The organism is Salinibaculum rarum (assembly GCF_030505615.1).
Lineage (GTDB): Archaea > Halobacteriota > Halobacteria > Halobacteriales > Haloarculaceae > Salinibaculum > Salinibaculum rarum.
Genome location: NZ_CP129992.1, coordinates 2,402,264 through 2,422,947, shown reverse-complemented (window position 1 = coordinate 2,422,947; position 20,684 = coordinate 2,402,264). Strand labels below are relative to the sequence as shown.

The window sequence follows — 20,684 nt, the reverse complement described above, 5'->3', positions numbered from 1 at the left end:
CCTGCCACCGGCAGGGCGTGCCGTCGTCGCGGTTTCGACCGTGCACGTCTGTCCCACTGGAACTGTCTGACGAATACTCTTAACCCACGGCACGCCCAACGTTGTAATATGCCACTTGAAACCATGGAACCGAACCCGGTGTGGGTACAGGATGCCTACGCCGAAACTGTCGCCGTGTTCGAGGCCTACGGGGACGATATCACCGTCCGCGTCTGGGGCGGTGACTGGTGCAAAGACTGTCGGTCACAGCTCCCGGATTTCGGGGCCGCACTCGATGCGGCAGATGTACCGGACGAGAACGTCGTCCACTACGAACTCGACGAGGACAAACAGGGGCCCGGCGTCGACGAGTACGACATCGAACTCATTCCGACTGTGGTCGTCGAATATGACGGCGAAGAGATAGCGCGCTTCGTCGAAGAAGAGTCAGTTCCGATTGCCGTCTATCTCGCCGACCATATCGAAGAGGCGCTCGGCGACGTCGACACCCAGTAACGACGGCCTATTCTTGCAGTTGTTCGTCGGCCCACGCCAGCGCGTCGCCCAGGTCGTGACGCGGCGGTGAACAGGTGAAGGACCGACAGGCGTACACCGTCGGCTCGCCGTCCTGTGGCGTTCGGTCGGCCCAGATTGCCGGCGTCTCGTCCAATTCGAGGGTCCCAAGCCACTGTTCGAACGTCGCATCATCAGCGGGACGCCACGCCAGTAGCTTCGTCGGCAGATAGCGGGTGGCCAGCACCTGTCGCCAGTCGGCAGGCTCCTCGTCCGCGACGAGGGTCAACTCCAGTGACCCCGTCGCCAACCGGTCTGCAGCCAGCGTCAGCGACGCGTGCTGGAGCGGGTTCGCGTCTATCTTCGCCGCGTGTGTCTCGATGACTCGCGTCGCTATCTCCTCGAAGCGGTCGTCTGGCGTGAAATGCGACAGCGAGAGGAGGAGTTCGGCGGCGACGCCCGCACTGGAGGGGGTCGACTGGTCGGTCACCTCCTGTGGCCGGGCCACCAGTGACTCCCCGCCGGTCTGAGTGAAATACAGCGTGCCGGCCTCGTCGTCCCAGAACCGCTCCTCGATGGCGCGGGCCAGCGCCAGCGTGAAGGCCAGATGGTCCACTTCACCGGTCGCCTGGTAGAGGTCGAACGCGCCACGGCCGAGGAAGGCGTAATCTTCGAGGTAGCCGTCGATTTTCGTCTCGCCGTCCTTGAACCGCCGCTGAAGCCGCATCTCGTCGTCGTCCCAAAGTCGCTCGCGGATAAAGGAGAGGGCGTCGGCGGCAACGTCGGCATAGGAGTCGTCGATGACGAGCGCGCCCTCGGCGAGCGCGGAGATGGTGAGACCGTTCCAGCTAGCCAGAACCTTCTCGTCGCGGGCGGGCCGCGGGCGCTCGCTCCGTGCGTCGAACACCTGCGTGCGCGCTCGCTCGATGGCAGCCTCGACGTTTGCCGCGTCCATGTCGTACTCCTCGGCCAGTTCGTCGACGCTGGTCCGCTCGGTCAGTACGGTCTGGCCCTTCTCGAAGTTCCCGCCCGGGACGACCCCGTAGCGGTCACAGAACAGGTCCGCGGCCGTCTCGTCGTCGACGGCATCGCGGACTTCCTCGGGCGTCCAGACGTAGAATGCGCCCTCCTCTTGTTCGCCACTTTCACCCTCACTCCTGGCATCTAACGTGCTGTAGAACCCACCTTCTGGGTGCTGGAGTTCCCGCTGGAGGAAGGCAAACGTGTCCGTGACGACGTCGGCGTATCGCTCGTTCCCGGTCAACTGGTAGCCAGCCAGGAACGCCCGGGGAATCTCGGCGTTGTCGTAGAGCATCTTCTCGAAGTGGGGTACTGTCCAGTCGCGGTCGGTCGTGTACCGGTGAAAGCCGCCGCCGACGTGGTCGTAGAGTCCGCCACTCGCCATCGCGTCGAGCGTCTTGGTGACGACCTGCTGGTACTCCTCGCGCCCGCCGCGGGCGGCGTTTCGCATCAGAATGTGCAATCGACCGTTTTGCGGGAATTTCTGGCCGCTTCCCCACCCGCCGTGCTCGCGGTCTGCTCCCCGCACTGCTGCCTCTGCGGCGTTCTCGATGGCGACGGTGTCGGGGGCTTCGCCGGGTTGGTCGGGGACCTCTTCGAGTTCGCCCTCGATGGCGCTGGTCCACTGGTCGGCTCGCGTCTCCATGTCCTCGCGTTCCTCGGGGTCGTTCCACGACGCCGCGATGTCTTCGAGCAACTGGCGAAAGCCTGGCTGGCCGCGTTTTGGCTCTCTCGGGAAGTACGTCCCGACGTAAAATGGGCGTCCGTCGGGCGTGAGCCACGCGGACAGCGGCCACCCGCCGCGACCGGTCACCTGCTGGCAGATAGACATGTAGATGCTGTCGACGTCTGGTCGTTCCTCCCGGTCGACTTTGACCGGGACGAAGTGTTCGTTGAGCACCTCCGCAACGGCTTCATCCTCGAAACTCTCCTCGGCCATGACGTGACACCAGTGACAGGCGGCGTAGCCAATCGAGAGGAAGATTGGCTTCCCGCTCTCGCGGGCCGCCTCCATCGCCTGGTCGTCCCACGGTTGCCAGTTGACGGGATTGTCGGCGTGTGCCTGGAGGTAGGGGGACTGTTCCTCGTCCAGACGATTTCGCTGGGTTGGGTCTGTCATGCACACCAGTCCGGGCGCGGGACCCAAAAGCGATTGGTCGCGGGAATGAGTGGAAACGCTTACGTCGCCGCCTACCACCCTTCGAGATATGACAGAGACAGTGCTGCTCGTCGGCGGTGGCGGCCGCGAGCACGCGATTGCTCGCGCGCTTGCCGATTCGAACGTCGACCTCTATGCCTGTGCAGGCAACAAAAATCCCGGCATCGCGCGACTCGCCGAGGGGTTCGAGACGCTCGATACGACGAACCCGCCCGCAGTGGTCGACTTCGCCAGGGAGGCCGGCGCGTCCCTCGCCGTCATCGGCCCAGAGGCCGCACTCGAGGCGGGTGTCGCTGACGCACTCGACGACGCGGACATCTACACCTTCGGCCCACAGGAGCAGGAGGTCCGCATCGAGACGGACAAGGCCTTCCAGCGGCGCTTCATGGAAGACGAGGACATCCCGGGCTGTCCGGACTTCGAGACGTTCGAGGACATGGACGCCGCCTGCGAGTACATCGACGAGTACGACGGTGACCTCGTCGTCAAGCCCGCCGGCCTGACCGGTGGCAAGGGCGTCCGCGTCATGGGCGACCAGGTCGACGCCGAGGGTGCAAAGGAGTACATCCGCGCCTCTGACTACGACCGCATCGTCCTCGAAGAGCGCCTCGTCGGCGAGGAGTTCACCATCCAGGGCTTCGTCGCCAACGGCGACCTGCGTGTAACTCCCGCCGTGCAGGACCACAAGCGCGCCTACGAGGGCGATGAAGGACCCAACACCGGCGGCATGGGCTCGTACAGCGACTCCTCGCTGGAACTGCCCTTCCTGAGCGAATCCGAGTACATGGACGCCGTCGACGTCATGCAGGCCACCGTCGACGCGCTCGACGGCTACAAGGGCGTTCTCTACGGCCAGTTTATGCTCACCGCAGAGGGCATCAAAGTCGTCGAGTTCAACGCCCGGTTTGGCGACCCCGAAGCGATGAACACCCTGCCCGTCCTGGAGACTGACTTCCTCGACGTACTCACCGCGGCCCGTGACGGCGACGACCTGCCGAAACTGAAGTTCCAGCGCCAGGCCACCGTCTGCAAGTACGCCGTCCCGGAGGGCTACCCGACCGACCCCGAATCCGGCGCCCTGGTCAAAGTTGACGAGGAGTCGGCAGGCGAGGCAATCCTGTTCTACGCCAGCGTCGACGAACGCGAGGACGGCATCTACACGACCACGTCCCGGTCGTTCGCCGTCGTCGGCGTCGCAGACACCATCACCGACGCAGAAGAGATCGCCGAGGGCGCGCTGGCCGTCGCCGGCGAGGAGGGACTGCGCATCCGCCACGACATCGGCAAGCCCGACCTCGTCCAGCAGCGCATCGACCACATGGCGGAACTTCGCGGCGAGTAATCGACTGTCCGTAGTTCTATCCTTTACCGCCGGCCAACTGTGCAGATTCCGGGAGTCGTCTGAGCGCCAGCATCGCTGCCGTCCCGACGAGCGGCCCGACGACCAGGGGCGCAAACGCCCACTGCCAGCCGACAACGTTCTGGACGAGCGGAATCAACTGAATCGAGCCGATGGTGATGAGAAAGCCGATTGCTGTCTGCAGCGTCAGCGCCGACCCGACGTAACTGTCTTCAGCCAGTTCCGAGACGGCCGCCGAGAACTGCGCGGAGTCGGCCACGATGAAAAAGCCCCAGACGAGAACGAACGGGACGAGCACCAGCAGCGACGAGCCATACACGACACCGGCGAGCAGACAGGCAGTCCCGGAGACGACCATCGAGACGCTGGTGACCAGCGACCGGCCCCACCGGTCGGCAGCGGAGCCGGCGAGCCACGCGCCGACGCCGCCGATGGCGATGGTGCCAAAGGCGAGCAGGGCGGCCGTCACTTCCGGATTCGCCACGCCGCCGGCTTCGAGGCTCGCGAGCAGGTACACCGGTATCCACGTCCAGACGGCGTACAGCTCCCACATGTGGCCGAAGTAACCGGTGTTGGCGAGGACCACGCCGCGGTCGCTGACGATGCGTCGAATCGCACCGGGGTCGAAGGGTGCCGTGCCGGGCTGGTACGGTCCTTCGCGGTAGCCAAGAGCGAGGACGCCGCCGACAGCGGCGATACCGGCCGCGCCAAACAGGACGACGCGCGGTCGCCCGATGCCACCGACGGCGCGCAACAGGTGGGGGGCAGCGGAGCCGACGGTGAGCGCGCCTACGAGAACGCCGATAGCGAGGCCGCGACCCTCGCGGAACCAGCCGGCCATCATCTTCATTCCTGTGGGGTAGACGCCAGCGAGCGTGACGCCGGTGAGAAAGCGAAGCACGATAGCGGAAAAGCCACCGTCGACGACGCCGGCGATGAGTGCCGTCGCGCCCGCCCCGGCGAAGGCAGAGCCAGCAAAGAGATACCGGGGGCGGATGGTGTCGGCGATGGTAAGCGTTGCAGAGAGCAACGCACCGACGACGAAGCCGAGTTGTACGGCGTTGGTCAGCCAGGCCGTCTCCGCATCCGAGAGCGACCAGAGGGCGGCCAGTTCGGGGCCCACCGCGGAGGCACTAAACCACAGTGTCATCGCGAACAGTTCGGCGACGCCGACGAGGACGAGCATCCGCCATCTGCCTGAATCGGCTGCCATCACGGGTGCGTCGTCGCCATGGCTCCTAATACTGTCGGCCGTCGGGCATGTCACCCTGTCGGGGCGCGCATTTCAATAGCCCTCGTACCGAATGCGGGAGTGTGAGTGATGTGACGCCCGGCGGACGCGACGAGTCGTCCCGTGAGACTGGTAGTCCCGACGACAGCGGCGCGGTCGGGTCGCAGAACAGCCGCCACGAGCGGCTCACGGCGACAGCCACGCCGGGGCCGAAAAACTCGCTTTGGCACTGGACCGACGCCAAACACCCACTCCGGATTGTCGTCAACTTCCTCGTCGTCCAACTCATCAAGTTCTCGCCGATACTCCGCGTCAAGACGTGGCTGCTCCGGCGGCTGGGGGCCGACGTCGGGAGCGGCGTCTCGCTGGCGCTGTCGGCGACACCGGACGTGTTCTGGCCGGAACTCGTCCGGATAGACGACGACGCAATCGTCGGCTACGACGCCACGCTTCTCTGTCACGAATTTCTGCGCGACGAGTACCGCACCGGTGAAGTCGTCATCGGCGAGGGTGCGATGATCGGAGCAGAAGCGGTCATCCTGCCGGGGGTCCAAGTCGGCGAGAACGCCCGCGTCGCGGCAAACTCACTCGTCGCCGATGACGTGCCACCGGGTGCGACAGTCGCCGGCGTCCCCGCCGAACGCGTCGACTGAGCGTCTCGACTGTCGGGAATCCCGTGGCATTTTAATCTGCCCAGTGCCAGGTATCAGTATGGACTACGACGAGATGCTCGACCGTGGACTCGAAGAGACGCCCGACATCCAGGGTGACTCCGAGCGGTTCGACGTGACCGACCCGGAGGTCCGTCAGGAGGGCAACGTCAGCGTCTTCGAGAACTTCCAGACGGTGTGTTCTGACCTCGGCCGCGAGGACGACCACGTGATGAAATTCCTGCAGAACGAACTCGGGACGAGCGGCCATATCGACGAGAGCGGTCGCGCTCGGCTGACGGGGAGTTTCGACGCCGACCGTATCGGCGAGGCAATCGACGAATACGCCGACGAGTTCGTCCTCTGCTCGGAGTGTGGGCTGCCGGACACACGCCTCGACAAGGAACAGGGAGCGGTCATCCTCCGGTGTGAAGCCTGTGGCGCACGCTCGGCGACCAGCGGCTAGTTGAGTTGTTTCAGCGTGTTCAGGTCGTGTTCGGTCCGCGTAAACTCGGACATCGGGCGACTCGCGTGACAGTTCGGACAGTGGAAGGTCCTGTTCGCTGCTGGAAGCTCACCTGGTGAGTCTTCCCAGTCTTTCTTGCATTCGGGGCAGAGTAATCGAACGTACGCTTCAGTCATGCGTGTGGTTCACACACAGACGTCGGGGAAAAAGGTTTGCGTCGTTTTGCTGATAGATTGACGACCCTTCGGTCAGGCTGGGACGCCCTGGTCTGCGTCGAGGAGTTCCTTGTAGCGGTTCCGGATGGTGACTTCGGAGATGTCCGCGACCTCCGAGACCTCGCTCTGAGTGACCTTCTCGTTGGTCAAAAGCGCGGCGGCGTACACCGACGCGGCGGCCAGTCCGACCGGGGATTTCCCGGAGACAGCGCCGGTTTCGCTTGCCGCATCGAGGAGCTGGCGGGCGCGCCGTTCGGACTCGTCGGAGAGGCCGAGGTCCGAGATGAACCGGGGGACGTAGCTTTTGGGGTCTGCAGGCTGGACTTCCAGGCTCAGTTCCCGGATGATGTACCGGTAGGTTCGGGTCAGTTCCATCCGGTCGACGCGGGAGACACGCGACATCTCGTCGAGCGAGCGGGGGTTGCCGGCCTGTCGGGCAGCGGCGTACAGTGCACTCGTCGCCACACCTTCGATAGAGCGGCCGGGAAGGAGGTCCTCTTCGAGCGCGCGGCGGTAGATGACGCTTGCCGTCTCGCGGACACTCTTGGGGAGCCCGAGCGCGGATGCCATCCGGTCAATTTCACCGAGTGCCTGCTTGAGGTTGCGCTCTTTGCTGTTTCGGGTGCGGAACCGCTCGTTCCAGGTCCGGAGCCGCTGCATCTTCTCGCGCTGGCTGGAGGACAGCGAGTTGCCGTAGGCGTCTTTGTTCTGCCAGCCGATGTTCGTCGAGAGGCCCTTGTCGTGCATCATGTTCGTCGTCGGCGCGCCGACCCGGCTCTTCTGGTCGCGCTCGCCGGGGTTGAACGCGCGCCACTCCGGCCCGGGGTCTATCTCGTCCTCGTCGATGACGAGTCCACACTCGTTGCAGACCGTCTCGCCGTGCTCCGCGTCGGAGACGATTTTCCCGCCACACTCTGGGCAGGTGTCTACTGATTCCGTCTCTGTCTCTGTTGTCTGGTCGCTCTCTCGTGTCTGTTCCGTGGTTCGGATTGGTGATTCGCTCATGATTGGGGGAGTTCTGAGTTGCCGAGGGAAAAATATTGAAGTTCCTCGCGTGGCACTCTGTTAACTGTTAGTTAGTGCGAAAAACATATAAACCTTTCGCCGGCAGTGATACTTGGTACCATCCCCTGTAGCGATTTTCAGTTCCTGTACCCGTCGCGAATGTGAGACGGTACCGTCAGACCGTAAAGAGGTGTCCGTCGCTGGGCACGTCGAAGAGACCGATTCGTGCGCCCGCATCCAGCCACGCGTGCCCGTACGAGAACGAGGCAAGCGCGTTCACCAGGTCGTCTTCTGTCGTGAAGTGGCGACCGTCCTCCAGATACGACCGAGCCATCTCCTCGCACTCCCCAGCCGCCTCGGCCATCGGCGTCCCTTCCGGTGGGGCAATCGTTGCCGCCTCCAGTGCCTCTGCAAGCAGTCGCTCGTATCGTTCGGTCTTCTCCTCGATGTCGGCCATGTCCGCCCTTTCGCTCCGACCGGCATCAACGTTCGGCCACGACGCCCGGAACGGTTGTTCGCGAACCACACAATATAGCGCAACCTACAAAGTGCGGCCTGCCCAAGCAACGTCTATGACAGACGACGCAGTCGAACATCGGCAGCTCATCATCGCCGGAACCGGCATCGCAGGACTCACAGCAGCAATCTATGCCGGTCGGTCGAACAACGACCCGCTGGTACTCGAAGGGGACGAACCCGGTGGCCAGCTCACGCTGACGACTGACGTGGCGAACTACCCGGGCTTTCCCGACGGCATCGGCGGCCCCGAACTCGTCCAGCAGATGAAAGAACAGGCCACCCAGTTCGGAGCCGACATCGACCACGGTATCGTCGAGCACATCGACGGCGACGGGCCACCGTTCCGCGTGGAACTCTCGAATGGCGACGTGTACACTACCGACGCCTTTATCGCCGCGTCGGGGGCCAGCGCACGCACGCTCGGCGTGCCCGGCGAAGACGAACTGATGGGCTACGGCCTCTCGACGTGTGCCACCTGTGACGGCGCGTTCTTCCGCGACGAGGACATGCTCGTCGTCGGTGGTGGCGACGCTGCCATGGAGGAAGCAAACTTCCTCACGAAATTCGCCGACACCGTCTACATCGCCCACCGTCGTGAGGAGTTCCGCGCCGAGGACTACTGGATAGACCGCGTCGAGGAGAAAGTCGACGAAGGCGACATCGAGATTATGCGAAACACCGAGCTACTGGAGATTCACGGCTCGCCCGAAGACGGCGTCGACCACGTGACGCTCGCCCGAAACGAGGCGGGCCATCCCAAGGACAACCTCGACGACCCGGACACGGAGACGTTCGACTTCGACGTCGGCGCAGTGTTCTACGCCATCGGCCACACGCCCAACACCGACTACCTCGAAGGAACGGGCGTCGAGATGGACGACGCCGGCTACTTGCGGACCAAGGGCGGAGAGGGCGGCGGACAGACCAAGACGGCCGTGGAGGGAATCTTCGGCGCCGGAGACGTCGTCGACCACCACTACCAGCAGGCTGTCACTGCTGCGGGCATGGGCTCGAAGGCCGCACTCGATGCCGACGAGTACCTGGAAGAACAGCCAGCGACGGAGGCTGCGACCGCCGAGACGACAGTCGCCGAGTCCGACGACTAACCGCTCGGCCGACGGTCAGAGTCCGGACCCACAGACCCTTTACACTGGGCTGCCGAACGTGGGGCATGGCTAGTGAGACAGTCACGGTCCGTCTGGAAACCGATGACGACGGTAGCGACGCAATCGAAGTACCCCGTGCAATCGTCGAGATGCTCGGCGAGGCAGACGAGGACACGACCACCGTGGTCGGTGACCTGGCGATGCTCGGTATCGCACAGCAGGCTCACGCGCTCGTCCACCACAGTCACGGTGACGCCGACGCCGAACTCGAGGAGGCAGAGGAACTGGCGATGGACCTGTTCGAAGACCGCTTCGGACAGAGCTACGGTGAAGTGACCGGCCACTCCCACTAACTGTTCTGCCCCACCTCGTACTGCAAGAGCACCCCACCGTCCAGTCGCTGGACCGTCTCCAGCGTCAGTTCCGGGAACCCATCGACGAAGCCATCACCATCGGCCAGCGTCGGCGACTCGCGCCCGCCGAGTATCGTCGGCCCGACGAACACCGACAGTTCGTCGACCAGCCCCGACTCGAACAGCGAGAAGATGAGCTCCCCGCCACCTTCGACCATCAACTGGTCGATGCCCTCCGACTCGAGCCGCTCGAAGGCGGCTTCGAGGTCGACCCGCTCCTCGCCGGCGACGACGACCGTCGCTCCGCTTTCTTCCATCTGTGCGACGAAATCGGCCGGCGCGGCCTCGGTGACGAGCAGATAGCTGTCGGCCCGCTCGTCGAGCACCTCCGAACTCGGCGGTGTCCGAATGCGTGAGTCGGCGACCACGCGGGCGGGATTTGCCGATTCGCCACGCTCCTCTCTGGCCGCCCGGAGGTCGGGGTCGTCGACCGTCAAAGAGGGGTCGTCCGCGACGACCGTCCCCACGCCGACCATCACGGCGTCACTGTCGGCGCGCAGTCGGTCCACCCGCTCGAAATCCTCCGGGCCGCTAATCTCCACTTGCTCGCGCTCTCTCGTCGAGAGTTTCCCGTCGGCACTCATCGCTGCGTTGACGACGACTCGCATGGGAGAACGTATCACGACACCCGGCAAACTGTTTTCGGTCCGCCATCGCCCCGATTCCCACATCGGAACACCCATTTTCCTGCCGAGTGACGCCCCGGCATGAACCTGACCGGCAAACGACTGGTGGTCACTGGCGGTGCTGGCTTCGTCGGGTCACACCTCACCGAATCTCTGCTTGCCGCAAACGATGTGCTCGTCGTCGACGACTGCTCGAACGGCAACGAAGCGTGGGTCCCCGACGGCGCCGAGTTCGTTCGCGGTGATCTGACTGACCCCGACGTCGTCGCGGAGACGATAACGGCGGATGTCGACGCCGTCTTTCATTTCGCCGCCGCCAAAGCAGTCGACAGCGACCACCCGCGACAGCAGTTCGAGGACAACCTCCGGATGACGCACAACGTCCTCGAACAGATGGCCGCCGTCGGCGTCTCCCGACTCGCGTACACCTCCTCGTCGGTCGTCTACGGCGAAGCGCCCCGGCCGACCCCGGAGGACTACGCTCCCAAAGAGCCAATCAGCGAGTACGGCGCCGGGAAACTCGCAGAGGAGAGTCTCATCTCGACGTACGCCCACAGCCACGACCTGCAGGCGTGGGTGTTTCGCTTCGCCAACATCGTCGGCCCGCGGCTACGAGGTGCGGTCGTGCCGGATTTCGTCGAGAAACTCCGCGAGAACCCCGACAAACTCGTCATCCTCGGCGACGGCCGCCAGGAGAAGTCCTACATGCACATCGAGGAGTGTGTCGACGCGATGGCCCACATCGTCGAACACGCCACCGACGACCTGAACGTCTACAACCTCGGCACCCGGACCACCACGTCCGTCGACACGATTGCCGACATCGTCGCCGACGAGATGGACCTGTCCCCGGCCTACGAACACACCGGCGGCGAGCGGGGCTGGACCGGCGACGTGCCGCGGATGCGCCTCTCCGTCGAGAAACTGTCGGCACTGGGGTGGGAACCAGCACAGTCGAGCGACGACGCGATTCGGCAGGCAACGCGAGAACTCCTCGACGAACTGTAACTGACATCTTCCAGTCTCGGCGAGCGCGGCCGGCCGGATTGTGGTCCCCGACGCTGAGCGGAGGGCATATCACGACTGTTCCCGAACAGCCACGCGTGCAAATCGTCGGCTACGAGACAACGGTAGGGGGTGATGACGACGACGCGGCCCTGTTGGTCGCACGCGACGGTGCCCTCCAGCGGGAGACACTCACAGCGGGCACAGAACTCTCCTTTACGCTCCTCGAGCGCCACTGTGCCGGAACCATCGACGAGGCGATGCACACGCCCTGTGAACGCGAGCAGGCGCCGTATTGCGACCAGCATACGAGCCGGTGGGCCTGCGCGCGGTGTACCGGCGAGTGTGACCTGCCGCTGCCCTCGTGTACCGAAGAACACGCGGTGTATCTCGCGGCCTTTGCGCCGGCGACATTCAAAGTCGGCGTCACGCGCTCGTGGCGCCTCGAGACGCGCCTCCGTGAACAGGGTGCAGACCGCGCCGCCCACCTCCGGACGGTCGCGGACGGCCGCGTTGCGCGTCAAATCGAGGCCGACATCGCAACCGACGTTGGCGACCGGGTTCGCGTCGCGGCGAAGCGTCGCGGTCTCCACCAGCGCGTCGACGAGGACGCCTGGGAGGCCCTGCTCGCAGATTTCACCCCGGTTTCGACCTACTCGTTCGATTACGGGCTGGCGCTGAGCGAGCGACCGGTCGCCGAGACGCTCGCGACCGGCAGTGTCAGGGGGACACAGGGGCGCCTGCTCGTCCTCGAAACGAACGGGAGCACCTACGCCGTGGACATGCGCGACCTCGTCGGCTACGAGGTCGAACCCGGCGGAACAGACCGGCAACTCCAGTCGAGTCTGGGCGCGTTTCGGTAGCGACGACAACCCTTTTCTGGCGGCGGACAGAAGGCAGGGTATGGCAGACGAACCCGACGAAAGCGAACCAGGAGCCGAGTCAGAATCCGGAGACAGCGAAGAGAAGTCCTTCCGCGAGCGCGTCGAAGAGATTCGCCAGCAGCGCGCCGAGGAAGGCGAAGAAGGCGAGGGCCAGCGTGGTCCGCCCGAGGAGATGATGGGCGGTGGCGGCGGCATGGGTGGCGGCAACCCCTTCGCACAGATGATGGGCGGTATGATGGGCGGTGGCCCCGGCGGCATGGGTGGCGGCCCTGGCGGTCCGGGCGACCGTGGCGAAAGCGACAGCGGCAACGAAGAACTCACCCGTGAGATGCGAAAACTCCGTGACGAGGTCCACGACATGCGACGGTCCCTCGACCGGATTGCCGACGCGCTCGAAGACTGAGACGCAGTCTCTGCTGTATTCTTCTCGTATCGACCGGGTGAGAGAACTCGGTCGACTGCGCGCTATCTTGACCTCGCCCTATCGAAGAGCCACAATCTGCGACGAGAATACGTTGTAACCGACGGTACTTCCGGCGAGACGCCCGTTACTCTTCGTAGGCGAGGTTCATCACCCACTGCGAGAAGGCGTCGCTGTGGGCGTCTATCTCTTCGTCGCCGACAAACGGCGAGAGCTGGTCGCCGGCCATCAGGAGCGAGAAGTCGAGGTCCTGGGCCGCTGGCGTCAGGTAGTAGGTGTTGTGTCCCTCGAAGACCGTCTTCTCCCGTTCGATGAGGTCTTTCTCGCTCAGCGAGTCGACGATTCGACTTCCCTTCCGCGAGGAGACGTCAAGCTCTTTCCAGAAGTTGCTCTGGTGGATACCACCGGTCTCGCGGACGAGTTCCAGCCCCCGAAGCTCGTCCTCCGAGAGTCCCTCTTCTCTGGGTGTCGCGCTCATATACTGTACACAGTTCGTCGGCCGTTTAAAAGTGACTGTCGGACATTCGGGCTAGAGCCTGGCCTCGACCGGCCGGAAGGACGTCTCACAGGGCGGGCCGTCCGCGAATTCGTAGGTGGTCTCCGACTCGCAGAGGCGAACGAGCGACGACGAGCGCGTTCCAAAGCCGTCACCGTGGACGCAGACGCCGTACTCGTGGTCCGAGATGACCGTCGCGGCCCGGTCGAGCCACGCTTGGCTGTCCTCGCCCGGTTCGGGCTTGAGTGCTGTCCGGACGGCGTCGGCGTTTGCCGCCTGCTGTTCACTGACCTCCGTTCGGTGGCCGGGGATGACGTAGTTACCGTCGGCGCCGACGTTGACGACGACGTGGACGCCGGGGTCGAAGTTGCTGATGCGGCGGCGACCGTCCCACTCGACGAGCAGGGCGGCGCTTGCGTCCGCGACGACCAGATTGAACCCCTGATACGAGCGCCTGTCCAGTTCCCGTTCGACGAATCGGACTGCGTCCTCCGCGCTGTCGTGGTTCAGGGCATCCCGAACGAGCAGTCCTCGGGAGCGGTCACCGGCGATAGATTCCTCCAGCCAGCGGTTCGTTATCGCCACGAGGACGCCGGCGTCGTTGTAGCCGATCCACGTTCCGCCCGCCTCGCTGTCGCGTGGGGCGACCACGGGGCGTTCCCAGTCACGACGGGCTGGCGGCTCCGACGGACGGTCGTCCTGCTCGTCGCGGTTTGCGGCCACCACCACGGGCGCGTCTTCGAAGGCCTGCCAGGCGAAAGTGATAGTGCACACGCGAAAGCGTAGCACAGCCGCGACCAAAAGCCGTCGGGTCCGACCGGGTGCGTGCGGCCGATTTCACTCCAGTCGCGTGCGGACGGAGTCGCGGTCGACAGTGCCTGAGGCGGTCCGCGGGAGCGCCGACGTGAGTGAGAGCGTCTTGGGGACCTTGTAATCTGCCAGCCGCTCGCGTGCGAACGACTCGATGTCGGTAGTTGTGACCTCGTCGGCAACGACCAGCGCACCGATGCGTTCGCCCCACTCTTCGTCGGCGAGACCGACGACGGCGGCGTCGGTGACGGCCGGATGGTCACAGAGGACCGACTCGACTTCGCTCGGGTGGACGTTCTCCCCGCCGGTGATGATGGTGTCGTCGGCCCGCCCGAGCACCCACAGCCGGCCGTCCTCGTCGCGGTAACCCACGTCACCGGTGTGGAGACCGAACTCGCCGAAGGCCCGCTCGGTCGTGGCGTCGTCGAGATACCCCGGCGTGACCGTCGGTCCGTCGACGACGAGTTCACCGGTCTCACCGGCCTCGACCCGTGTGCCATCCCCAGCGACGACGGTAACTGTCGTCGTTACGAGCGGCTGGCCGACCGTTCCGGGGTACGCCGCCGCGTCGGCCGGCGTCGCCGTCGTCACCTGCGATGCCGTCTCGGTCATGCCGTAGGTCGGGTACACCGGCACGCCGGCCTCGAGTGCGCGGTCGAGCAGGTCGGTACTGGCTGGTGCGCCACCGAGCAACACCGTCTCGAGTGGCTCAGCCGGCGTCCAGTCGTTGTCGAGCAGTCGCTTCAACTGGGTCGGGACCAGCGAGACGACGGTCACGCCGTAGGAGGCCAGAGTGTCGGCCACGCGGTCGGCCTCGAAGGTCTGCTGGACGACGAGCGTGGTGCCGTACAGCGAGCACCTGACTGCCGGCGCCAGCCCGCCCATATGGTAGGCCGGGAGACAGTCGAGCCAGCGGTCTCCCCGCGACACGCCCAGTCGGAATGCCGACCCGGTGGCGCTGGCGACCAGATTGCCAAGCGTCAGTCTCACGCCCTTGGGCTGGCCGGTCGTCCCCGACGTGAACATGACGACGGCGGTGTCCCCGCGGTGCCAGCGGGCGATTTCCTCGGGCTCGCCGCCGTTTGGTTTCCTCGGCTGGAGTGACTCGACGCGCTCGTCGGCTGGCGTGTCCAGCGAGACCACGGGACAGGTTGCTGTCGTGAGTGCAGTCTCTTCGGTCCCGCCTTCACAGACGAGCAGTGCCGGGTCTATGCGGTCGAGTCGCGTCGCGAGTTCGTTGCTGGTCAGTTGTGTGTCCAGCGGCACGACGGTGTAGCCGAGTCGCCAGCAGGCAAAGAGTGTCGAGAAAATCTCAGGGCGCGTCGAGGCGAGCAATCCGACGCGGCGCTGGGAGTCCGAGTCCATCTCGACCAGCCGCTCCAGTCGGGCGGCGAGGCCGGAGACGACGGAATCGAACTCCCGGTATGTCCACTCGCGGTCCGTCGCGACGTCGACGACTCCGGTCCGGTCGGGCGTCGCCGCTGTGCGGTGGGACAACACGTCGCTCGTGGGCCATTCGATAGGCTCGCCCATTCTACTCGGTCGGTCGGTCCGGTAGCCCAAGACCCTTGCCCTGTGGCACTTCGATTGCGCCGTCGGTCACCGGCGCCGGGTCCGCCGAGAGGTCGTCGGCGAGCAACGACGCCGTCGCCAGTCCGGACGCACGCACGTCGGGGAGACTCGCTGCCAGATGGACCGCGCCGGTTCGCCCGACGACAGCGTCGACGGTCGTTGACACGACGGGGTCGACACCGGCTTCGCGGGCGGTCAGTGCAATCTCCCGTGCCCTGTCGGGGCCACCCACGACCATCGGTTTGACGACGAGTACGTCCGTCGCGGACGCCGCCAGAATCTCGGCGACGGCGTACTCGGTCAGCGATTCGTCGAGTGCCACATCGACAGCCCCACCGCGGAGTCGCGCGTGCCCTTCCAGATTCGCCGCGGGAAGTGGCTGTTCGACGTAGCTGACACCGACGTCTGCCAGGGCGTCGAAGGCGTGGTCGGCCTGCTCGACGGACCACGCGCCGTTCGCGTCCGCGCGGAGTTCGACGCCGTCGCCGACTCGCTCGCGGACCGCTTGCAGGCGCTCGACATCTTCGTCGACGGAGCGAGCGCCGACCTTGATTTTCAGGCAGTCGAACCCCTCGTCGACTGCGGCGGCGGCCGATTCGACGGTCTCGGCGGATGGCTTGTCGCCGATGGTCGCGTTGACGGGGACCGACGGAACGAACCGGTCGTCGCCAAAGTAGCGATAGAGCGGCTCCTCGACGGCTCGCGCGCGCGCGTCCGCGAGTGCGAGCGCGAGTCCGTGGCGCGCGGCTGGCTGGTCGGTTTTCGCGAGTGCGATTCCCCAGTCGAGTTCCTCGGCTATCTCGGCGGCGCGGGAGAGGGCGGTCCGGCATTCGGACCGTGATTCGGTCCATCCCGGCAGCGGAGTGGCCTCACCGACACCCTGTCGACCATCGTACTCGACGGTGACCAGAAATCCTTCGCGGTGGTCGATAGTCCCTGCTGCCGTCTCCAGCGGCGAGGTCAGCTCTACTGAGAACGCTTCGAGTTCGAGCATCACGTCACCCCCGAGACGACGAGTCCGACCGCAAGCAACAGCGAGTAGACGGCGAGCAACTGCCCGGTCCGTTCCAGCGCGGGATTGAGCGCCTCGCCGTCTGTCCGGGTCAACACCGTTCGTGTCAGCCCGGCCGCAAGCGGCAATGAGAGCAGCGGCAGGAGGACCGTAATCGGGTAGCCAAACACCGCGATAAGCACCGGCGGCACGACGTACGCGAGTGCGACCATCGCGACGAACTCGACGCGGCTCCACCGATAGCCGAGTTTCACGGCGAGCGTCTGCTTGCCGGACTTGCGGTCGGTCTCCATGTCTCGGATGTTGTTCACGACTAGGATTGCGGTCGAGGGGCCGGCTGCGGCGAGGCTGACGACGACGACGTCGAGCGGGACCGTCCCAGCGGGAATCGTCGTCGGGAACGCCCCGGCCGCCTGGGTCACCGCTTGCACGTAGTAGGTTCCGGTGACGGCAACCACGCCGAAATACAGGAAGACGAAGAAATCACCCAGTCCGTAGTAGCCGTATGGATACGGACCGCCGGTGTAGAGGAGGCCGGCGACGATACTGGTGAGGCCGACGACGAGAATCGGAACGCCGCCGATGTAGACCAGATAGAGGCCGACGACGACGGCGAGGCCGTAGGTGGCGGCCATCGCGTACTTGACTTTCCGGGGTTCGATGAGGCCGCCGGCGGTCACGCGAGTGAACCCTTCGCGTTCGTCGGTGTCGGCGCCGTTGACGGCGTCGTAGTAGTCGTTGGCGAAGTTCGTGCCGACCTGGATGAGCAGTGCGCCGACCAGCGCGGCCAGCGCCGGCAGCGGTGCGAACACGCCCGCGTAGACGGCGACGGCGGCACCCAGAATCACCGGCGCGGCACCCGCCGGAAGTGTCTGTGGCCGGGCCGCCATCAGCCACGCTTGCGTCCGCGAAACGTCGGCTGTCGTCATTGTGATTCCGTACGTGCGGGACACCCAAAGCGACTGCGGTTGGGTGCCGGACGCCGAGTGGTTCGGCGGTCAGTAGTGCCAGGGGAACTGTCGGAAGTCCGGCTGTCGCCCCTCGTTGAACGCGTCCCGGCCTTCGCTTGCCTCCTCGGTCATGTAGCCCAGGCGAGTCGCCTCGCCGGCAAAGACCTGCTGGCCGACCATCCCGTCGTCGGCGGCGTTGAACGCGAACTTCAGCATTCGAATCGCCATCGGTGACTTCCGCGTGATGGCGTCGGCCCACGCGAGCGCGACCTCCTCCAGCTCCTCGTGGGGGACGACTTCGTTGACCATCCCCATCTCCTCGGCTTCCTCGGCGTCGTAGTCTTTCCCGAGGAAGAAAATCTCACGGGCTTTCTTCTGGCCGACCTGCTTGGCGAGATACGCGGAGCCAAAGCCGGCGTCGAAACTCGCCACGTCCGCGTCGGTCTGTTTGAAGATGGCTTCCTCCTCGCTGGCGATGGTCATGTCACAGATGACGTGCAGCGAGTGGCCGCCACCGACCGCCCAGCCCGGCGCGACGCAGATGACTGGTTTCGGCATAAATCGGATGAGGCGCTGGACTTCGAGAATGTGGAGTCGGCCGACGCCGTGCTGTGCGGCCTCGTCGTCCTCGTCGTCGGTGTACTCGTACCCGGAGTCGCCACGAATCGACTGGTCGCCACCCGAACAGAAGGCCCAGCCGCCGTCTTTCTCGCTCGGACCGTTGCCCGTCAGGAGGACACAGCCCACGTCCGGTTGGCGGCGGGCGTGGTCGAGTGCCGTGTACAGTTCGTCGACGGTTTCGGGCCGGAACGCGTTCCTGACCTCCGGCCGGTCGAAGGCGATGCGAGCCGCTGGAACGTCCGTCCCGCGGTGATAGGTGATATCACGGAAGTCGAACTCGTCGACAGCGTCCCACTCGTCGGGGTCGAACAGCTCTGAGACCATACCTGCGCTGGGGCCGGCGCGCGCAAAAAGATTCGGCGTTTCGCCCGGCGCAGTCGCACTCACCGGGCGAAGCGTGCCCGCACCCGGTCGAGTTTGATGGTGACGCGATGCCCGTCATCGTTGGTCTCGTAGGTCACTTTTCCTTCGTTTGCGTTGACCAGCCATTCGACGAGCCACAGTTCGACTCCCAGGCCGTGTTTGAGTGCCGTCTCCGACCCAGAAGCGACCGCCGAGAGGTCCGCTGCCGGGATGGTCTGTCGGGTGTCGTCGATGACCAGCCTGACCGTCTCTCGTTCACACTCGACCCGGACCGTGAGATGCGGTGTCGGTGTCTCCTCGGAGAGTGCGCTCTCGACGAGGTTGTCGATGACGAGGCCGAACGTCTCCCCGACGGATGCAAACGCCTGGCCACACAGCTCCATTTCCACGGTCAGGTCAGGGTTTTCCCGTCGCAGCTGCTTGACCCGTGACGCGACGATAGCTGCCACGTCGCGTCGCTTGCGTTTGTCTGCGGTGTCGCTCAGTCCGACATTCGCCTGGCGGACCCTGTCCGTCAGTTTGACGAACGACTGTATCTTCTCCCGAGCCTGACGCGCCGTCTCGCTTGTTTCGTCGTTGCCGTCCGCCTGAATATCGTCGAGGAGACACAGCACGACCGACATGTCGTTTCTGAGGTTGTGGCGCATGATTCTGTGGAGTACAGCGTTCTGTCGCTGGAGGTTCTGATTCGTCTGGTGGACAGTGACGATGACGCCGGTGAGTGCTCCGATGACAGCCGCCGCGCCGAGTGTGGCACCGAGTACGGTCACGTCGATGCCCCGCACTGTCGTCGCCGGCGTGGCCACCGTCAGGACAACGAGTGTCGCCGTGCCGATTCCCAGCCCGAGCGCACTCCAGTTCGAGACTTGCCAGACCTGATCGCTCCCCAGGTCCAGTCGCTTGAGCCAGTAATCGGCGCCGACGAGGATGGCGACGGAGACGCCGGAGGCCAGGACCCAGAACAATCCAGCACCCCCCTCCAGAAGCAATCGCACGGCGAGGACGGCGCCCAGTACAGCGCCTGTTGCGACGATGTATCCTTCCCCCAGGACCCGTTTGGAGACGTACATTAGTATCAATTCACAGGAGGTGACACACCACTCCACTCAGTTGGCTCGACACTCCTCTCAACCCGGTAGTTGGATATCACCTGTGATAATAATTGGGGCACGTGTAGATTGAAAAACAGGTCGGCCAAACATCTTCTCAATAACCGTTCAGTATGGCGGTTTTCGGATGGATTTCCCGGCCATTCTAGAGAGTTCGATGCAGTAGACGATTCTCCAATTACAGATATTGATAACTGGTGCGTTGGCACGTCCATCCCACGAGCAGATTCCCACTTCGTCGTCTCGCCGGAAATCGGTCGATTCAATTCAGATAAACTCGGAGTTTTGCGGGCCGTTCGTGATGTGAACTTCGAACGGTTGGGTGCTCACGTCGTCCTGTTCGACGAGGTGCCAGTAGGTGTCGGCCATCGCGTCGGGGTCCAGGAAAGTCTCGTCCGCGCGGTCGGGTGCCATCTCCCGCGCATTCGGCCCGTCTATCTGGCCGTCGATGACCACATGTGCGACGTGGACTCCCTCCGGACCGAACTCCTGTGCGATGTCCATCGCCATCCCGCGGGCCGCGAACTTCGCGGCCGTGAACCCGATGGTGCCGCCGAGACTCCGCACCGCCGACGTTGCACCAGTGAAGATGACCGTTCCGCCGCCCGTGTCGACCATATCGCCGACGGCTTCCTGCGAGCAGACGAACGCGCCCCGGCCGTTGACTTCCCACGCCCGTTCGAACTCCTCGACGTCGGTATCGAGCAGCCCTGTCCAGGACGCTGCGCTGGCGTGGTTGACGAGTACGTCGACCGGACCGAACGCGTCCCTGACTGTTTCGAAGCCATCTCTAATCTGGTCGACGTCTGTGAGGTCCGTCCGCACTGCGAGTCCCTCCCCAGGGGCGGGCAGGTCGTCGGCCAGTTCGTCGATGTACTCTTCGGACCGCGCAAACAGTGCGACCTGACAGCCCTCACTGGCGAACTTTCGAGCGAGTGACTCTCCGAGACCGGGACCGACGCCGGCGATGACCGCTGTTCGTGGCATGACCGTCTTTTGTGCCCGGCCACCGAAAACGCTACCCCCGGCCGCCGTACCCACCACACCGAGTGGGATGCTGGTGTTTATACGCCGGCAGTCGCTCCAGACAGTACGGGCATCGTGCCCGTCCGGTAGTCCGGGACTAAGGATAGTCCATAACGACTGCCAACTCAGGGCCTGTCGTGATGACACAGGCCC

At 64.8% G+C, this 20,684-nt stretch carries 23 protein-coding genes; 9 read left to right on the top strand and 14 right to left on the bottom strand.

Going from position 1 to position 20,684, the window contains the following annotated elements:
* The first annotated feature begins 108 nt into the window (after positions 1–108).
* Entirely contained in the window at positions 109–495 is a 387-nt protein-coding gene (locus tag QYL91_RS12585; RefSeq protein ID WP_302080846.1) for a thioredoxin family protein, read from the top strand.
* 7 nt (positions 496–502) lie between these two features.
* Here the strand turns inward: QYL91_RS12585 and QYL91_RS12580 are convergent, their stop codons facing one another.
* Positions 503–2,632 (bottom strand): thioredoxin domain-containing protein, encoded by a 2,130-nt coding sequence (locus tag QYL91_RS12580; RefSeq protein ID WP_417750567.1) that lies wholly within the window; start codon positions 2,630–2,632, stop codon positions 503–505.
* 88 nt (positions 2,633–2,720) lie between these two features.
* On the opposite strand from QYL91_RS12580, the gene purD reads away from it, so the two are divergent.
* Complete coding sequence (gene purD, locus QYL91_RS12575; RefSeq protein ID WP_302080845.1) at positions 2,721–4,013, top strand: phosphoribosylamine--glycine ligase; 1,293 nt, start codon at positions 2,721–2,723, stop codon at positions 4,011–4,013.
* 16 nt (positions 4,014–4,029) lie between these two features.
* On the opposite strand, the gene QYL91_RS12570 is transcribed toward purD, so the two are convergent.
* Entirely contained in the window at positions 4,030–5,244 is a 1,215-nt protein-coding gene (locus QYL91_RS12570; RefSeq protein ID WP_302080844.1) for an MFS transporter, read from the bottom strand.
* Between the two features lie 101 nt (positions 5,245–5,345).
* Between QYL91_RS12570 and QYL91_RS12565 the strand changes: the two genes are divergently transcribed.
* A complete protein-coding gene (locus tag QYL91_RS12565; RefSeq protein WP_302080843.1) occupies positions 5,346–5,915 on the top strand; it encodes an acyltransferase in 570 nt (189 codons plus the stop codon).
* A 58-nt stretch (positions 5,916–5,973) separates the two neighbouring features.
* The gene (locus tag QYL91_RS12560; protein ID WP_302080842.1) at positions 5,974–6,378 is read left to right on the top strand and encodes a translation initiation factor IF-2 subunit beta; all 405 of its coding nucleotides are present in this window, start codon (positions 5,974–5,976) and stop codon (positions 6,376–6,378) included.
* On the opposite strand, the gene QYL91_RS12555 is transcribed toward QYL91_RS12560, so the two are convergent.
* From QYL91_RS12555 to QYL91_RS12545, 3 genes are all read right to left on the bottom strand, one after another.
* Positions 6,375–6,554, bottom strand: coding sequence for a DUF7836 family putative zinc-binding protein (locus tag QYL91_RS12555; protein ID WP_302080841.1), 180 nt, complete (start codon positions 6,552–6,554; stop codon positions 6,375–6,377). The two genes, QYL91_RS12560 and QYL91_RS12555, sit on opposite strands and share 4 nt — an antisense overlap.
* Before the next feature lie 72 nt (positions 6,555–6,626).
* Positions 6,627–7,598 carry a transcription initiation factor IIB gene (locus tag QYL91_RS12550; RefSeq protein ID WP_302080840.1) on the bottom strand — a complete coding sequence of 324 codons (972 nt, stop codon included), beginning with the start codon at positions 7,596–7,598 and terminating at the stop codon, positions 6,627–6,629.
* A gap of 175 nt (positions 7,599–7,773) precedes the next feature.
* A complete protein-coding gene (locus QYL91_RS12545; RefSeq protein WP_302080839.1) occupies positions 7,774–8,055 on the bottom strand; it encodes a DUF357 domain-containing protein in 282 nt (93 codons plus the stop codon).
* A 115-nt stretch (positions 8,056–8,170) separates the two neighbouring features.
* Here QYL91_RS12545 and QYL91_RS12540 point away from each other — a divergent pair, with 115 nt between their 5' ends.
* Both QYL91_RS12540 and QYL91_RS12535 read left to right on the top strand, forming a co-directional pair.
* Positions 8,171–9,223, top strand: coding sequence for an NAD(P)/FAD-dependent oxidoreductase (locus QYL91_RS12540; protein ID WP_302080838.1), 1,053 nt, complete (start codon positions 8,171–8,173; stop codon positions 9,221–9,223).
* Between the two features lie 65 nt (positions 9,224–9,288).
* Entirely contained in the window at positions 9,289–9,576 is a 288-nt protein-coding gene (locus tag QYL91_RS12535) for a DUF7545 family protein (protein WP_302080837.1), read from the top strand.
* Here QYL91_RS12535 and QYL91_RS12530 read toward each other — a convergent pair.
* On the bottom strand, positions 9,573–10,244 hold the full coding sequence (locus QYL91_RS12530) for a 2,5-diamino-6-(ribosylamino)-4(3H)-pyrimidinone 5'-phosphate reductase (protein ID WP_302080836.1): 672 nt from the start codon (positions 10,242–10,244) through the stop codon (positions 9,573–9,575). The genes QYL91_RS12535 and QYL91_RS12530 overlap by 4 nt on opposite strands.
* A gap of 99 nt (positions 10,245–10,343) precedes the next feature.
* On the opposite strand from QYL91_RS12530, the gene QYL91_RS12525 reads away from it, so the two are divergent.
* From QYL91_RS12525 to QYL91_RS12515, 3 genes are all read left to right on the top strand, one after another.
* Positions 10,344–11,270, top strand: a complete 927-nt coding sequence (locus QYL91_RS12525) for an NAD-dependent epimerase/dehydratase family protein (RefSeq protein ID WP_302080835.1) — start codon at positions 10,344–10,346, stop codon at positions 11,268–11,270.
* A gap of 95 nt (positions 11,271–11,365) precedes the next feature.
* A complete protein-coding gene (locus tag QYL91_RS12520) occupies positions 11,366–12,130 on the top strand; it encodes a DUF2797 domain-containing protein (protein WP_302080834.1) in 765 nt (254 codons plus the stop codon).
* 40 nt (positions 12,131–12,170) lie between these two features.
* Positions 12,171–12,554, top strand: coding sequence for a hypothetical protein (locus tag QYL91_RS12515; RefSeq protein WP_302080833.1), 384 nt, complete (start codon positions 12,171–12,173; stop codon positions 12,552–12,554).
* Positions 12,555–12,699: 145 nt separating this feature from the next.
* Here the strand turns inward: QYL91_RS12515 and QYL91_RS12510 are convergent, their stop codons facing one another.
* From QYL91_RS12510 to QYL91_RS12475, 8 genes are all read right to left on the bottom strand, one after another.
* Positions 12,700–13,050, bottom strand: coding sequence for a helix-turn-helix transcriptional regulator (locus tag QYL91_RS12510; protein ID WP_302080832.1), 351 nt, complete (start codon positions 13,048–13,050; stop codon positions 12,700–12,702).
* A gap of 51 nt (positions 13,051–13,101) precedes the next feature.
* The gene (locus QYL91_RS12505; protein WP_302080831.1) at positions 13,102–13,842 is read right to left on the bottom strand and encodes an NRDE family protein; all 741 of its coding nucleotides are present in this window, start codon (positions 13,840–13,842) and stop codon (positions 13,102–13,104) included.
* A 63-nt stretch (positions 13,843–13,905) separates the two neighbouring features.
* Positions 13,906–15,411, bottom strand: a complete 1,506-nt coding sequence (gene menE / locus QYL91_RS12500; RefSeq protein WP_302080830.1) for an o-succinylbenzoate--CoA ligase — start codon at positions 15,409–15,411, stop codon at positions 13,906–13,908.
* Between the two features lies 1 nt (position 15,412).
* A complete protein-coding gene (gene menC, locus QYL91_RS12495; protein ID WP_302080829.1) occupies positions 15,413–16,444 on the bottom strand; it encodes an o-succinylbenzoate synthase in 1,032 nt (343 codons plus the stop codon).
* Positions 16,444–17,391 (bottom strand): 1,4-dihydroxy-2-naphthoate polyprenyltransferase, encoded by a 948-nt coding sequence (locus QYL91_RS12490; RefSeq protein ID WP_369685599.1) that lies wholly within the window; start codon positions 17,389–17,391, stop codon positions 16,444–16,446. Before QYL91_RS12490 ends, menC begins: the two co-directional genes overlap by 1 nt.
* A gap of 69 nt (positions 17,392–17,460) precedes the next feature.
* Positions 17,461–18,357: a 1,4-dihydroxy-2-naphthoyl-CoA synthase gene (locus QYL91_RS12485; RefSeq protein WP_302080828.1), complete on the bottom strand. Its 897-nt coding sequence runs from the start codon at positions 18,355–18,357 to the stop codon at positions 17,461–17,463.
* Between the two features lie 59 nt (positions 18,358–18,416).
* Positions 18,417–19,466 carry an ATP-binding protein gene (locus QYL91_RS12480; protein WP_302080827.1) on the bottom strand — a complete coding sequence of 350 codons (1,050 nt, stop codon included), beginning with the start codon at positions 19,464–19,466 and terminating at the stop codon, positions 18,417–18,419.
* Between the two features lie 306 nt (positions 19,467–19,772).
* Complete coding sequence (locus QYL91_RS12475) at positions 19,773–20,492, bottom strand: SDR family NAD(P)-dependent oxidoreductase (RefSeq protein WP_302080826.1); 720 nt, start codon at positions 20,490–20,492, stop codon at positions 19,773–19,775.
* Positions 20,493–20,684: the final 192 nt, after the last annotated feature.

Coding starts and splice junctions, on each gene's coding strand:
- QYL91_RS12585 (WP_302080846.1), top strand. CDS start 109: ATGCCACTTGAAACCATGGAACCGAACCCGGTGTGGGTACAGGATGCC.
- QYL91_RS12580 (WP_417750567.1), bottom strand. CDS start 2,632: ATGACAGACCCAACCCAGCGAAATCGTCTGGACGAGGAACAGTCCCCC.
- purD (WP_302080845.1), top strand. CDS start 2,721: ATGACAGAGACAGTGCTGCTCGTCGGCGGTGGCGGCCGCGAGCACGCG.
- QYL91_RS12570 (WP_302080844.1), bottom strand. CDS start 5,244: ATGGCAGCCGATTCAGGCAGATGGCGGATGCTCGTCCTCGTCGGCGTC.
- QYL91_RS12560 (WP_302080842.1), top strand. CDS start 5,974: ATGGACTACGACGAGATGCTCGACCGTGGACTCGAAGAGACGCCCGAC.
- QYL91_RS12555 (WP_302080841.1), bottom strand. CDS start 6,554: ATGACTGAAGCGTACGTTCGATTACTCTGCCCCGAATGCAAGAAAGAC.
- QYL91_RS12550 (WP_302080840.1), bottom strand. CDS start 7,598: ATGAGCGAATCACCAATCCGAACCACGGAACAGACACGAGAGAGCGAC.
- QYL91_RS12545 (WP_302080839.1), bottom strand. CDS start 8,055: ATGGCCGACATCGAGGAGAAGACCGAACGATACGAGCGACTGCTTGCA.
- QYL91_RS12540 (WP_302080838.1), top strand. CDS start 8,171: ATGACAGACGACGCAGTCGAACATCGGCAGCTCATCATCGCCGGAACC.
- QYL91_RS12535 (WP_302080837.1), top strand. CDS start 9,289: ATGGCTAGTGAGACAGTCACGGTCCGTCTGGAAACCGATGACGACGGT.
- QYL91_RS12530 (WP_302080836.1), bottom strand. CDS start 10,244: ATGCGAGTCGTCGTCAACGCAGCGATGAGTGCCGACGGGAAACTCTCG.
- QYL91_RS12525 (WP_302080835.1), top strand. CDS start 10,344: ATGAACCTGACCGGCAAACGACTGGTGGTCACTGGCGGTGCTGGCTTC.
- QYL91_RS12515 (WP_302080833.1), top strand. CDS start 12,171: ATGGCAGACGAACCCGACGAAAGCGAACCAGGAGCCGAGTCAGAATCC.
- QYL91_RS12510 (WP_302080832.1), bottom strand. CDS start 13,050: ATGAGCGCGACACCCAGAGAAGAGGGACTCTCGGAGGACGAGCTTCGG.
- menE (WP_302080830.1), bottom strand. CDS start 15,411: ATGGGCGAGCCTATCGAATGGCCCACGAGCGACGTGTTGTCCCACCGC.
- menC (WP_302080829.1), bottom strand. CDS start 16,444: ATGCTCGAACTCGAAGCGTTCTCAGTAGAGCTGACCTCGCCGCTGGAG.
- QYL91_RS12490 (WP_369685599.1), bottom strand. CDS start 17,391: ATGACGACAGCCGACGTTTCGCGGACGCAAGCGTGGCTGATGGCGGCC.
- QYL91_RS12485 (WP_302080828.1), bottom strand. CDS start 18,357: ATGGTCTCAGAGCTGTTCGACCCCGACGAGTGGGACGCTGTCGACGAG.
- QYL91_RS12480 (WP_302080827.1), bottom strand. CDS start 19,466: ATGTACGTCTCCAAACGGGTCCTGGGGGAAGGATACATCGTCGCAACA.
- QYL91_RS12475 (WP_302080826.1), bottom strand. CDS start 20,492: ATGCCACGAACAGCGGTCATCGCCGGCGTCGGTCCCGGTCTCGGAGAG.